The organism is Methylocella sp., from assembly GCF_044226135.1.
Lineage (GTDB): Bacteria > Pseudomonadota > Alphaproteobacteria > Rhizobiales > Beijerinckiaceae > Methylocapsa.
In genome coordinates this window covers 1-13,588 of sequence record NZ_JBGAHM010000027.1, presented here as the reverse complement: position 1 = coordinate 13,588, position 13,588 = coordinate 1, and the positions used below count along the sequence as shown (strand labels likewise).

Here is a 13,588-nt window from a genome sequence, read left to right as displayed (position 1 = left end):
CGGCCCTTCGAGGAGGTCGCCGGAGACGGTCGAGATGAACGGCAGGCGCGCCGGGCGCGGACGCAGCCCCGCGAGGTCGGCGAGCAGCGGCGCCTCGACCGGGCCCATCAGCGCATTGTGGAACGGATAGGCGATGTCGAGCCGGCGCGCCCTGACCTTGCGTGGCCTGCAGCGCCGGGCGAGCGCCTCGAGCGCGGCGTCGGGGCCGCTGACGGTGACGCAGCGCGGCGAATTATGCGCGGCGACGGCGAGCGCCGCGTCTTCGGCGACGAGCGCCTCGATCGTCTCGCGCGGGCCAAACAGCACGCTGAGCCCGCCCGTCCGCGCCGTCAGCTCCTGGCGCAGGCTGCGGAAATGGATCACCCGCACGGCGCTTTCGAGGTCGAGGATTCCGGCCGCCTCGGCGGCGGCGACCTCGCCCATGCTGTGGCCATAGACCATGGCGGGCGCGAGGCCGAGTTCGCCGAGGCGATGCGTGGTCGCCGCCTCGATGGCGAAGATCAGCGGCTGGGCGACGCTCGTCGCCTTGAGCTTTTCGGCGAGGTCGGCGTCGAACAGGGCGCTCGCGAGCGACCATCCGGCGAGCGGCTGGAACAGCGCGTCGGCGGCGTCGAAGCGGGCGCGGAAGGCGTCGTCGGAGAGATAGGCGCGCCGGCCCATGCCGGCCCATTGCGAGCCGTTGCCCGAATAGACGAAGACGACGGGCCCCGCGCGCCCGGCGGCCGCGCCGAAGACCGCCGCGCCGAAGGCCGCCGGTCCGGCGGCGGCCTCGCCCGAGGCCGCGGCGCGCAGCGCCTCGACCGCGGCTTCGGGCGCGTCGAGCGGCAGCACGAGCCGCTCGGGCCGGCGTTCGCGCCGGCGCCCCAGGGCGGCGGCGATGCGCTCAACGGCCTGCGGGCTCGCCTGTTCGAGATGGTCGGCCGTGCGGCCGGCGAGTTCGGCGAGGCTGTCCGCGCATTGCGCCGACAGCATCAGGAACTGCGGGCGGCGCGCCGGCGCGGGGCGGGCGCCGGCCGGCGGCGGATCGGCGATCACGACATGGGCGTTGGCGCCGCCGAAGCCGAAGGACGAGACGCCGGCGTAGCGCGGGCGGCCCGAGCGCGGCAGCCGCGCCGGGGTCGCCGCGACGCGCAGGTTGAGCTCGGCGAAGGGGATGTCGGGGTTCAGCGTCCCGCAATGCAGCGAGGCGGGATATTCGTCATGCTCGAGCGCCAGCATGGCCTTCATCAGGCCGGCGAGGCCCGAGGCCGGTTCGAGATGGCCGATGTTGGTCTTGATCGAGCCGATCGGCAGGGGAGCCTTGCGCCGGCGCGCCAGCGCCGCGCCGATGGCGCCGGCCTCGACCGGGTCGCCGACCCGCGTGCCGGTGCCATGCGCCTCGACGAAGGCGACGGCGTCGGGGTCGGGGCCGCCGGCGTAGATCTGTTCGAGCAGGGCGCGCTGGCCATGGGCCGAGGGCAGCGAGATGCCGCTGGTGCGCCCGTCGCAGTTGACGCCGCTCGCGGCGACGACGGCGTGGACGCGGTCGCGGCCGGCGCGGGCGAGCGCGAGCGAGCGCAGCACGAGCGCGACGCCGCCCTCGGCGCGCACATAGCCGTCGGCCTCGGCCGAGAAGGCGCGACACAGGCCCGACGGCGACAGCATGCCGGCCTGCGAGAAGCTGATGAAGCCGAACGGGCTGACGAGCATGTTGGCCGCGCCGACGATCGCCGTGTCGATCTGGCCCGAGCGGATCGCCGCCACGGCGGCGTCGAGCGCGAACAGCGAGGAGGAGCAGGCGGTGTCGACGGTGAAGCTCGGCCCGCGCAGGTCGAAGGCGTAGGAGACGCGGTTCGAGAGCGTCGCCAGCGTGTTGCCGGTGGCGAAATAGGCGTCGGCGGCGGCCGGGTCGTGCAGCCTCAGATTGCCGTAGTCGAGCGAGGAGCCGCCGACGAACACGCCGGTGCGCGCGCCGTCGAGCCCGGAGGGGGCGAGGCCCGCGTCTTCGAGCGCCTCGAGGCTGAGTTCGAGCAGGAGCCGCTGCTGCGGGTCCATCTGCTCGGCCTCGCGCGGCGAGACGCCGAACACGGCGGGGTCGAAGCCGAACGGGTCGTCGAGCACGCCCGCGGCCCAGCTGTAGCTGCGGCCGCGCTCCTTCTGGCGCGGATGGCCGAAGCGCTCAAGCTGCCAGCGGTCGGCCGGAATGCGGGAGACGGCGCAGCGTCCCTGCGAAAGAAGAGTCCAGAGCTCTTGCGGAGAGTTCGCGCCCGGCAATCTGCAGGAGCGCCCGACGATTGCGATTTGAGCGTCATGCTCGAAGCCAAGACCATGAAAACCGCTATCGACGCCTGTCATTAATGCCGCCAAACTCCGAACAAGAAGACCGAATTACGTCACCCGATTAAAGCAGAGCTTCATAAAATACTTCACGCACGAAAGTTGTTTGGCGAACGTGCGCGTAAACGCCTTTATGTCCGGGGTTCACGGCAGCGTCAAGGCGAGGCTTCATCCTCAAGTCTTGCGAAACGGGCTCATGATCGTCATAACGGTGTCCGCCGGCCGGACGGATATGGACAGAAGGGGCATGGCGGCGATCTCGGGCGATTTTGAGGCTCGCGTCATGAAGCTCGCGTCTTGAGGCCCGCGTGGGGAGCCGGCGGAATCGCGCAGCGCCGGCGCTTTTTTCTAAAGCAGGGCCGGCGCCGTCTTTATGGCGCCGTCTTTATAATGAGGCGCTTTCTGAAACAGGCGCCCTGGTCCTGAAACAGGCGCTGTCTGAAACAGGCGCTTTTTTCGCAAGCGCGAAGCCTTTACGCGGGACCGGCGCCTTTCGTCGCGGCGAAACCTCCTGACGGCCGGCGCCGTTTTCGCCAGACGGCCGTTTCGGCCGGCGCCGTTTTCGCAAGACGGCCGTTGCGGCCGGCGCCCGCCTCGTCCGCCGCAGGATCGTCATGTTCAGTTGATTATCCGTGAACGGCCAGGGCTTCTAGTCACGCTTGATTAACGGAGATTTCCATATTGTGTTCGCGTTGCGCCGCCATGTTCCTTTTTCCGGCGCCGGCCTCGGCTAGCCCGGCGTCCGGGCGGACCGGACGGCCGCGCCCGCCGCAAGGAACGCGCCAGCCGCAGGGAAAGGGCCTCGCCTCATCATGACGTCGCAGCGGCGAGGCGACGCGCCTCCAGGGCCCGATCAGGCGCAGGGTCGGCGCCAGGCTCAGCATCCGCCCCGCGCGCAGACCCTGCCGCGGCCGGCGCCGCCGCGCCTCGACGCGCGCCTTGGCCTGCGCGGCGTCCAGCTGCGCGAGGGGCTCGAACTCGCCCTGCGCCGCACGGCCGCCCTCGCCCAGGACGCGGGCTGGCGCGCCCGCCGCGCGATGGAGCGCCGCCTCGCCGAGACCCGGCGCGAACTCCAGACCGAGGAGCGGCGCGGGACGGCGCTGTTCGCCAAAAGCTTCGTCGTCGTGGTGCTGCTCCCGACGCTCGCGGCCTCGCTTTATTTTCTGGTGATCGCGTCGGACCAGTTCGTGTCGGAGGCGAAGTTCGCCGTGCGCGGCGCGACCGAAACCCTGCCCGGCGCCGACGCCGTGGCCCCGCCCGGCATGGCCGCGCGCCTTTCCGTCAATCAGGACGCCTTTCTCATCGCCGATTACATCCGCAGCCCGACGATCGTCGCCGAACTGTCGAAGGAGATGGACCTGCGCGCCATTTTCGACCGGCCGGGCGCGGATTTTCTGGCGCGCTTCAGCCGCGGCGCGTCCGAGGAGGCGCTGCTGCGCCGCTGGCGCGAGGCGGTCGGCGTCGACGTCGAGATCCTCTCCGGGCTCGTGACGCTCACGGTCACGACCTTTCTGCCGCAGGATTCGCTGCGCCTCGCCGAGGCGATCCGCGCCAGAGCCGACGCCATGATCAACGGGCTGCTCGCGCGCATGCGCGCCGACATGACCGCGCATGGCGAAGTCGAGGTCAGGGCCGCGCTCGAGGAACTCGCGCGCCGGCGCGCGGCGCTCGAGGCGTTTCGCAACGCCCGCATGGCGCTCGACCCGCTCGCCGGCGCCAACGCGCTGTCGCGCGACGTCGACAAGCTCCGGCGCGACCTGATCGACGTCGAGGTCAGGCTGTCCTCGGCCAGGGCCAATTTCGAGCCCGACGCGCTGCAGACGCGCATCCTCGAATCTGACCGCGACATCCTGAAGTCGCAGATCGCCGAGGTCGAAAGCCGCATCGTCGCGCGCGGCGGCAGGGCGACGGCGGCGGACGCGCTCGTCGGCTACGACCGGCTCGAAGTCGAGCGCAACATCGCCGAAAAGCGCGTCGAGACCGTCGAAAAGATCCTCGCCACGGCGCGCCGCGAGGCCGACAGGCGCCATGTCTATCTCGTCTCGATCCAGGATCCGACGACGCCGCGCAGCGCGCTCGAGCCGCGCCGCGGCTTCATGGTGTTCTCGGTGTTCGCCGCGAGCTTCCTTCTCTGGTCGGTCTCGGCCTTCTCGGCCGCGGCCGTGCGCGACCATGCGGGCTGACGGGCGGGCGCGATGAGCGAGGTCGACCAGGCCGCGGGGCAGGTCGCGGGGACCCGTCGCGCGCCCGAGCCGCTGCAGGCGGGCGCCGCGCCCGAGCGCGAGGACCTGCGTCGCGCCTCCGTGCCGATCGACCAGTTTCCGTCCTGGCGCGGGACGGCGCTCTCCTTCGTGCTGTGCGTGCTCGCGCCGGTCCTTGTCGCGGCCCTCTATTACGGCCTGTTCGCCGCCGATCAATACGTCGCCGAGCTGCGCTTCAGCGTGCGTTCGGCGGGCGCGCTGCCGGCGACGGACTCCGATTTCCTGTCGGCGCTCGCGAGCCGCGGCGCGGGCGGCGACGACGTCAAGCCGCCCTATATGGCCGCCAATTACCTGCGCAGCCGCAACGCCCTGCGCGACGTCGACGCCGAGATCGGGCTGCGCGCGCTCTATGCGCGGCCGCAGGCCGATTTCTGGGCGCGCTTCGACCCCGCGGGCGACGACGACCGGCTGTGGAGCCGCTGGCGCGCCATGACCGCGGCCTCGGTCGACCGCGTGTCGGGCCTCGTCCTGTTCCGCGCGCAGGCCTTCACGCCGCAGGACGCAAAGACCATCGCCGAGGCCGCGGAGCGCGCCGCCTCCCGCATGATCGACGACGTGTCGGCGCGCGCGCGCAAGGACGCGCTCGACCTCGCCGAAGCCCAGATCGACGCCGCCGGCGCGCGCTACGCCGAGGCGCTCGCGGGGCTGAGGCAGGTGCGCGAGGAGGAAGGCGAGGTCGATCCCAAGACCACGATCGGCCTCAGGGCCGAAACCCTGCTCGGCGTCATGCGGCGGAAGCTCGCGCTCGAGCGGCAGTTCGAGGCGAACCGCCGCATCGGCGCGGAGAAGGCGCCGCAGCAAAAAGTGCTCGCCGACCAGATCGCCGGGCTCGAGGCCCAGATCCGGGAAGGCGGCGAGGCGATCGCCGGCGAAAGCGCGAGGGCCAGGACGGCGGCCTCGACCATGGCCAATTTCGAGCGGCGCGAGCTTGAGCGGCGCTTCGCCGAGCGCCTGCTTGAGGTCGCGCAGGCGGCGGGCGAGCGCGCGCGCCTCGAATATGAGCGCCGGCAGCTCTATCTCGCCGTGTTTTCGCCGCCGCGCCTGCCGGAGCGCGCCGAGCTGCCGCGCCGCCTGCGCGAGATCGCCTTCGTCGGCCTCGCCGCGCTCGGCCTGTGGACGACGGCGACGGTCGCGCGGGCCGGCCTGCGTGACCGGAAAAACATCGACTGAAGCCCATTCGACCGCGCGCCGCGCGGGCAGGAGCGTCGCAAGCCCATGTTGTTCAGCATCGACCAGGACTCAGGCGAACGCGTCATCGGCTGGCTGATGCCCGACAATCCGGCGACCGCGCCGCGCATCGTCGTGCATCTTGGCGCCGACCGCCGCGTGACCGTCGAGGCGTCGATCTACCGGCCGCTGCTCAAGGAGCAGGGCCTGCACAACACCGGCGTCTGCGGCTTCGTCGTCGAGGAGTCGAACTGCCCCGGCGTCTCGGCCTGCGCCGACCTCGAAATTCGCGACGGCGACGCCAATGTGCTGATCTATCGCCGCCGCCTCGGCCGCGACGGGCGCGACGACGATCTGGTCGACGGCCGCTTTTTGCGCCTCGAAACCCAGCTCCTGCGCCTGTCGGGCCTCGACGAGATTTTCCTCAGCCGCTTCCAGATGGCCTATCGTTCGCTCGAGCTTCTGTCGGAGGAGACGATCCGCGCGGTCTGCTCGATCTCCTTCAGCGAGTCGGTGTTCGGCTCGGGGCGGCTCCACTGGCGCGCCTTCGAGCCCGTGCTGCGCGACCGCGGCTTCAAGGTCGGCGCGCTGCTGCGCGACCCGTTCGAGGAATTGTCCGAGCGCATCCTGATCCTCAAATGGGCGTCGGGCGTCGACGCCGCGGCGACCGCCAACGTGCTGATGCCCGATCTCCAGACCTGCGTCGGCCATTTCCGCGCGATCGACATCGCCGACGTCGATTCGCTCGACGCGCTGCTCGCCGAGCCGCCCGACGAGCTGCGCCAGCTGCTCGCCAATCCGCTCGTCGCCCAGCTCGCCGCGCCGAACGCCTTCGACCCGCCGCCGCAGCCCTGCGTCGCCGCCGCGCTCGACGCGCTCGCGACGCTCGACGTGGTGGCCCTGCACGAAGACGTCGACGCCTTCCTGACGCTCGCCGGCGCGGTGCTCGACCTCGACCGGCCGCTGCCCTCCGTCTCGCTCGACGTCAGCCCGACCGTGCAGCGCCTCGCGACCCTGCTGCGCGACATGGCCTCCGCCAACGAGCTCATCCGCCATGACGCCGCGCTTTACGCCGAGGCGCGCCGCGTGCTGGCGGCGCCCGTTTCGGCGTGAACGGCGGGCTTTGCCCCTCGCCGCGCCTGCGGCCGGCCGGAGACGCGGCGGGAGAGGCGCCGCATTTCGAGGCGCTCGGGCCGCGGCCGTGGCTCGCGGTCGAGCCCCGCCCGCCGTCGGGCTGGCTGCGTCTCTTCTGCCGCCTTTCGCTTTATGACCGGCCGGTCCGGCCCGTGTTCAGCTTCCGGCGCGGCGGGGCGGAGATCGGCTGGCGTCTCGGCGCGGGGCCGGTGCTGGGGCGCGGCGAGACGATTTTGCGCCTTCCCGCGGAGGCCGACGCGCTGTGGATCTCGCCCGTCGGCGCGCCGGGGCCGTTCGGCTTCGCGCTCGAGGCCGTCGAGCCTCTGTCGCGCCTTGAACTCGTCCGGCTTGGGCTTGCCGGAGACCCGGCGCGGCTGCGCTCGGCGCTCGCCGTCCGCGCGCTCGGCTGGACGCCCGAGGCCGAACTCAACCTGCTGTTTTCCACGGCCCATCGCCCGCTCGAAGACTGGCCGGCGCTGCGCGCGCGCAGCAAGGCCCCGGCCGACCTCAAGAGCTTCGAGCGCCCGCGCAGCCGCTGGGCCGAGGGGCCGACGGCACATCTTTTCGCGCCCTCGGCCGACGCCGCGGCGCTCGCGCGCCTGCGTGAAAACCTCGCGGCGCAGCTTTATCCGCGCTGGAGCCTTGCGGCCGCGCCGCCGCCCGACGCGCCCGGCGACGACCTCGTCGGCGCGCTCGCGCCCGGCGACCGGCTCGCGCCCCATGCGCTCGCCTGCTTCGTCGAGGCTTTCGCGCGGGCGCCGCACGCGCTCGCCGCCTATTGCGACGCGGATCACGGCTCCGCGCCCGATTTCAAGCCCGATTTTTCGCCCGTTCTCGAAGCCGCGCGGCCCTATGTCGGGCGCCTGCTGCTGGTCCGCGCGGGTTTTTTGCGGACGCGGTTCGGCGGGGCCGGGAAAATCGACGCACGGGCAGGGTCCGGCTTCGCCGCGGCGGCGCTCGAAGGCCTTTCGCGCGCGCGCGTCCTGCACCTGCCACGTCCGCTGATCGAGACGCCGGCGCCCCGGGCGGCCGAGCCTCCGCGCGCCCCGGCGCGCCCGCGCGCGTCGCCGCGCGTCGCCGTGGTCATCCCGACGCGCGACCGCGCCGCCCTGCTGCGCCGCGCCGTCGACAGCCTTGCGGCCCATGAAGGCGAGGGCTTCGACCTGGTGCTGGTCGACAATGGCGGGACCGAGCCCGAGGCGCGCGCGCTGCTCGCCCGCTATGGCGCGCGCGCCAACGTCCGCGTCCTCGACGCGCCGGGGCCGTTCAACTTCTCGAAACTCTGCAATCTTGGCGCGGCGGCGGCGCCCGAGCGGGCCGAAACCCTGCTGTTCCTGAACAATGACGTCGAAATCCTGCATGAAGGCTTTCTCGCCGCGCTCGCCGCGCCCGCGAGCGAGCCTCACGTCGGCGCCGTCGGCGCGCTGCTGCTTTACCCTGACGGGCGGATCCAGCACGCCGGCGTCGTCCTTGGCATGGGCGAGGCGGCGGGACATTTTTTGGCGGGACAGGACGGGGCGGGACAGGACGGGGCGGGACAGGGCGGCGGCGCGCCAAAGGGCGCGGAGGCGGACTGGCTCGGCCGCGCCCTCGTCCCGCATGAGGTTTCGGCCGTCACCGGCGCCTGTCTTGCGCTGGGGCGCGCCAGCTTCGCGCGCGTCGGCGGCTTCGACGAGGTCAATCTGCCGGTCGAGTTCAACGACCTCGACCTGTGCCTGAGGCTCGGCGAGCTTGGCCTTGCGACGCTGGTCGCGCCGGGCGCGCGCGCGCTGCACCTCGAATCGGGCAGCCGCGGCCGGGCGACCTTCCGCCGCCTCTCGGCCCATGCTAGGGAGCGGGACTATTTTCGCGAGCGGTGGAGGGACCGCCTGCGTGACGACCCGTACTTTCATCCGGGCCTGTCGCTCTACAGCGCCGCGCCGCGCCTCGCCTGAGGGGGCGTTTCACGCCCCGCGGGGGGCGTTTCACAAAAGCGACGTCCGCCTGGCCGCAGGCGCGGCGGTCATTTCGAGCCGGGCCGCTCCGGCGCTTCAGGAGGCTTCTTTTGGCGCAACGCCTGCCCGCCCCGGCGCGCGACGCCGAGCCGTCCGGCGAGACCGCGGGCGAGATCGCCGCGCTGCGGCGCGAGCTTGACGCCGCGCGCGACCGGCTCGACCTTTTCGAGGCGCGGCTCGCCCGGCTGAAGCCCGTCTTCGTCTTTCTGGGCGTCCTGCGCTTTCTTGTCGGGCTCGCGCGCCGCGCGGCGGGGTTTGTCTTCGCGGTTGTCGCGCAGCTCTGGCGCTGGCCCCAGACCGTGGCCAAGGTCAGGGGCGCGCTCGCGCGCAGCCGGCGCTTCGGGCGCGGCGACGGCCCGCAGCGGATCGACCCGAAAGCTTTCGCGCGCCAGCTCGGCGCGGCCTTCGGCCTTGCGCGCGCGCCGGCCTACAGGGTGCGGCCGCGCCAGCGGATCGGGCTCAGCGTGCGCCCGCGCGTGCTGCACGCCATCGCCAATCTCTATGTCGGCGGCTCGACGCAGCTTGTGCTCGACCTGTTCGACCACCTCGGCCACCGCGTCGAGATGGAGGCGCTGACCTCGGCGCTGCCGCCGCAGGGCGCTCCCGCCGGCATGCCGACGACGCTCGCCCCGCAGCCGGCGCCGCGCCTTCAGGTCAGGGCCGCCTTCGCGCGGCTGCGGCCGCATCTCGTCCATATTCATTACTGGGGCGACGTCGACGAGCCCTGGTATCGCGCCGTGTTCGAGGCGGCGGCCGAATTCGGCTGCCCCGTGGTCCAGAACGTCAACACGCCGGTCGCGCCTTTTTTGCATGAGGCCGTCGCGCGCAACGTGTTCGTGTCGCAGAGCGTGCTCGACCGCTTCGGCTCGAAGGCGAAAGCCTGCGTCATCCATCCGGGCGTCGACCTTGCGCTGTTCGCCCCGCGCCGCATCGAGGACCCGCAGGCCTTCGACACGGTCGGCATGATCTACCGGCTCGAAAAGGACAAGCTCGGGCCGCAGACGATCGAGCTTCTGGTCGCGCTCGTGAAGCTGCGCCCGAGGACGCGCGTCGTCATTGTGGGAGACGGCGCGCTGTTTGCGCCCTTCCGCGCCAGGGTCGAGGCCGAGGGGCTGCTGCACGCCTTTGAATTTACGGGCTATGTCCCCTACGCCGAACTGCCCGGTCACCTCGCGCGCTTCAGGACCTTCGTCGCCCCCGTCTGGCAGGAGAGCTTCGGCCAGGTGGTGCCCTTCGCCATGAGCGCGGGGCTTGCGGTCGCGGGCTTTCGCGTCGGCGCGATCCCCGAGATCCTCGGCTCCGACGAAACGCTCGGCGAGGGCGTCACGGACACGGCGGCGCTGATCGCGGCGCTCATCGAAGACCCCGAGCGCGTCGCCGCGATCGGGCGGCGCAACCATGTCATCGCCCGAAGGCTCTATTCGGTCGAGGCCATGGCCGCGGCCTATGCGCGCGTCTACGAAGAGGTTCTGCCCGCTGAATTCGACCTCGCGCCCGGCCTGCCGCGGCCCGAGCTTTTTCCTCTCTAGGGCGGGGCGGGCATGGACGGCAAAATCCTCGTCACCGGCGCCGGAGGCTTTCTCGGCCGCGCCCTCGTGCCGGCGCTGCTCGCGCGGGGCGCCAGCGTGACGGCGCTCGGGCGCGGCGAAAGCCCGTTCGCCGAAACCCCGCGCCTCGACTGGCGCCGGCTCGATCTCTGCGACCCCGCCGCGCCGCTGCGGGCGGCGGCGGAAGGGGCGGGAACCGTGTTTCATCTCGCCTGGTCGACCGTGCCGGCCGAAGCGGCCTTCGCCCCGTCGCAGGACGCGCGCGAAAACATCGTCGGCGCGCTGCGCCTCATCGAAAATCTCGACGCGTCGCAAACGCCGCGCTTCGTCTTCGCCTCCTCGGGCGGGGCGATCTATGGCCGGCTGAGCCAGCGCCCCGCGCCGGAATCCCATCCGCGCCGGCCGATCTCGGCCTATGGCGTCTCGAAGATGGCGGTCGAGGCCTATCTCGACATTTACGCCGGGGCCGGGCTGCTGCGCCCGGTGTCGCTGCGCGTCGGCAATCTCTACGGGCCGGGGCAGGACCCGCGCCGGCTGTTTGGCGCGGTCACGCAGTTTTCGCGCGCGGCGCTCGCCGGCGAGCCCATCGTCATGTTCGGCGACGGCTCGGCCATGCGCGACTATGTCTACCTCGACGACGCGGTCGACGCGCTGATCCGCGCGGCCGGGGCGCCGGAGACCTCGCCCGCGCTCAATGTCGCGAGCGGGCGCGGCCGCTCGCTCAACGATCTCGTCGCGACGCTCGAACGCCTGCTCGGGCGCAGGCTCGCGGTCGAGCGCCGCCCGGCGCGCGCCTTCGACGCGCCGGTCTCGGAGCTCGACTGCGAAAAGGCCGCGGCCGAGCTCGGCTGGCGGGCGCGCACCGCCTTTGAGGACGGGGTCGGACGCACGCTCGCGGCCCTCGCGCGGGACATGGAGAGCCTGGCCTGAGATGCGCGTCGCCCTTTACGTCCACTGCTTCTTCCCGACCCATTTCTACGGCACCGAGGCCTATGCGCTGACGCTCGCCACGGAGCTGAAGGCGCAGGGCGTCGAGCCCGTGATCGTGACCGCGACGCTCGCCGGCGAGCCGGCGCAGCCCTCGCTCGTCGAGGAGCGCGTCCATGACGGGCTGCGCGTCGTTTCGATCGACAAAAACCTCTTTCCGAACCGCAGCGTGCGCGACAGCTACGAGCAGCCCTCGCTGCGCGCCCTGCATGAGCGCATCCTGCGCGCGGTCGAGCCCGACGCGATCCATGTCTGCCATCTCATCAGCCACACCACGGCGCTGCTCGACGTGGCGGGGGCCATGGGGATTCCGGTCTTCGCCACGCTGACCGACTTCTTCGGCTTCTGCTACACGAACCGCCTCGAAGACGACGCCGGCGCGCTCTGCGCCGGGCCAGACGCGAGCCGGGCCAATTGCGTCGCCTGTTTCCTGAAGCTCGCCGCCGAACGGCCCGAGGCGCGGCCGCTGACGCGGCTCGCCGCCGATCCGCGCTGGCGCGGCCTTGTGGCGAAGGGCCTCGCGCATCTTGGCGCGAAGGGCGGCGCGGCGCCCTTGACGGTCGCGGGCTTCACCCCGAACGACCTCGTCGCGCGGCCAGGCCTGCTGCGGGACGCCATGAGCGTCTACCGCGAGGCGATCGCGCCGACGCGTTTTTTGAAGGGCGCCTATGAGAAGAACGGCTTTCCCGCCCCGCTGCGGCTCGCCCATTTCGGCGTCGCCGTCGAGCGCGCGCCAAAGCCGCCGCGGCTCGAGGGCGCGCCCGTGCGGCTCGGCTTCATCGGCCAGCTTTCGCCGCACAAGGGCGCGCATGTCCTGCTCGACGCGCTGCGCGCGGCGGGGCGCGACAATCTCTCGCTGACGATCTGGGGGCCGCAGGACCAGGACGCCGCCTATAGCGCGCGGCTGCGCGCGCAGGCCGAGGGTTTGCCGGCCTCCTTCGCCGGCGTGGTGGCGCGCGAAAAGCTCGCGTCGGTTCTGGCGGGGCTCGACTATCTCGTCATCCCCTCGACCTGGTACGAGAACAGCCCGCTGATTCTGCTTCAGGCGCTCGCGACCCATACGCCCGTGATCGTCTCGGACGTCGAGGGCATGACGGAGTTCGTCACGCCCGGCGTCGACGGCTTCCATGTGCGGCGCGGCGACGCCGTGAGCCTCGCCGACACGCTGCGCGCCGTCGCCGACGATCCGGCGCTCGCGACGCGGCTCTCGGCCATGACGGCCTATGAATTCACGCCCGCCGACATGGCGCGCGACGCGCTCGACATGTATCGCGCCTATGGCCTCGCCGACCGCGCGCCCGCGGCCGGGGCTTCGCCCGCGCCGGCGTCCGGGGCGGAGGCGGGGTTCGAGGGCGAGCTTGGGCCATGGCTCGCCTTCAACGAGGCGCCCGAAAACCTTGCGCAGACCGCGCCGTTTCCGCCGCAAAGCCTCATGCGCGAGACCTCGGGCCTCGAAAGCGAGGCCGATTTCGCGCGCCATGGCGTCGACATCATGCGCGCGCTCCAGGCGGCCGCGCCGCAGCCGCTCAACGCCTATCGCTCATGGCTCGACTTCGGCGTCGGCGCGGGCCGGCTCGCGCGGATGTTCAAGGGGTTTGCGGGCGATTACGTCGGGCTCGACGTCGATCCGCGCATGGTCGAATGGACCCGCCGCGCCCTGCCATGGGTCAAGGGCATGGCGACCGCGCCGGGGCGCAGGCTGCCGGGCGCCGACGCGCGGTTCGACGCGGTCGTCAGCATTTCGGTCTTCACCCATCTCGGCCGCGACGACCATCAATTCTATCTCGCCGAGCTCGCCCGCCTCGCGCGGCCGGGCGCCGTCGTGATGCTGACCGTGCATGGCGAGCGCGCGCTCGCCCGCGCCATGGCCGACCCCGCCGTGCTGGCGCTGATGGACATTCCGGCCGACGAGCTTAAAGCCGCGCGCCGCGCCCTCGCGGACGGCGACGGATTCCACTTCACGCCGCAATATGGGCATCTGACGTCCGACCGCTACAGCTACGGCGTCGCCTTCGCCGGGCGGCGCTGGATCGACTCCTGCTGGACCCGGTGGTTCGAGATCGAGGCCCATGTCGAGGGCGCGATCCATGATTTTCAGGATCTCGTCGTGGCCCGGCGCAGGGCGTGAAGTTTCAGAGCATTTTCAGCAAAAGTTGCAGACTTTTGCGTCAAGAAAATGCGT

8 protein-coding genes are annotated in these 13,588 nt (G+C 72.0%); 7 read left to right on the top strand and 1 reads right to left on the bottom strand.

Features of this window, described 5'->3' with window-relative positions; all coding sequences use genetic code 11:
- The coding region (locus tag ACILRB_RS11660) for a type I polyketide synthase (protein WP_395666460.1) at positions 1–2,334 on the bottom strand (2,334 nt) is incomplete at its 3' end.
- A 794-nt stretch (positions 2,335–3,128) separates the two neighbouring features.
- Between ACILRB_RS11660 and ACILRB_RS11655 the strand changes: the two genes are divergently transcribed.
- The 7 genes from ACILRB_RS11655 to ACILRB_RS11625 all read left to right on the top strand — a co-directional run bounded on the left by ACILRB_RS11655 (position 3,129) and on the right by ACILRB_RS11625 (position 13,534).
- Positions 3,129–4,499: a hypothetical protein gene (locus ACILRB_RS11655; protein WP_395666459.1), complete on the top strand. Its 1,371-nt coding sequence runs from the start codon at positions 3,129–3,131 to the stop codon at positions 4,497–4,499.
- Positions 4,500–4,511: 12 nt separating this feature from the next.
- Positions 4,512–5,747: a hypothetical protein gene (locus ACILRB_RS11650; RefSeq protein WP_395666458.1), complete on the top strand. Its 1,236-nt coding sequence runs from the start codon at positions 4,512–4,514 to the stop codon at positions 5,745–5,747.
- A 45-nt stretch (positions 5,748–5,792) separates the two neighbouring features.
- Positions 5,793–6,857: a hypothetical protein gene (locus ACILRB_RS11645; RefSeq protein WP_395666457.1), complete on the top strand. Its 1,065-nt coding sequence runs from the start codon at positions 5,793–5,795 to the stop codon at positions 6,855–6,857.
- Entirely contained in the window at positions 6,854–8,812 is a 1,959-nt protein-coding gene (locus ACILRB_RS11640) for a glycosyltransferase (RefSeq protein WP_395666456.1), read from the top strand. The genes ACILRB_RS11645 and ACILRB_RS11640 overlap by 4 nt, the downstream gene beginning before the upstream one ends.
- A 110-nt stretch (positions 8,813–8,922) precedes the next feature.
- A complete protein-coding gene (locus ACILRB_RS11635; protein ID WP_395666455.1) occupies positions 8,923–10,401 on the top strand; it encodes a glycosyltransferase family 4 protein in 1,479 nt (492 codons plus the stop codon).
- Positions 10,402–10,413: 12 nt separating this feature from the next.
- A complete protein-coding gene (locus ACILRB_RS11630; RefSeq protein ID WP_395666454.1) occupies positions 10,414–11,349 on the top strand; it encodes an NAD-dependent epimerase/dehydratase family protein in 936 nt (311 codons plus the stop codon).
- A 1-nt stretch (position 11,350) separates the two neighbouring features.
- Positions 11,351–13,534, top strand: coding sequence for a glycosyltransferase (locus ACILRB_RS11625; protein ID WP_395666453.1), 2,184 nt, complete (start codon positions 11,351–11,353; stop codon positions 13,532–13,534).
- Positions 13,535–13,588: the final 54 nt, after the last annotated feature.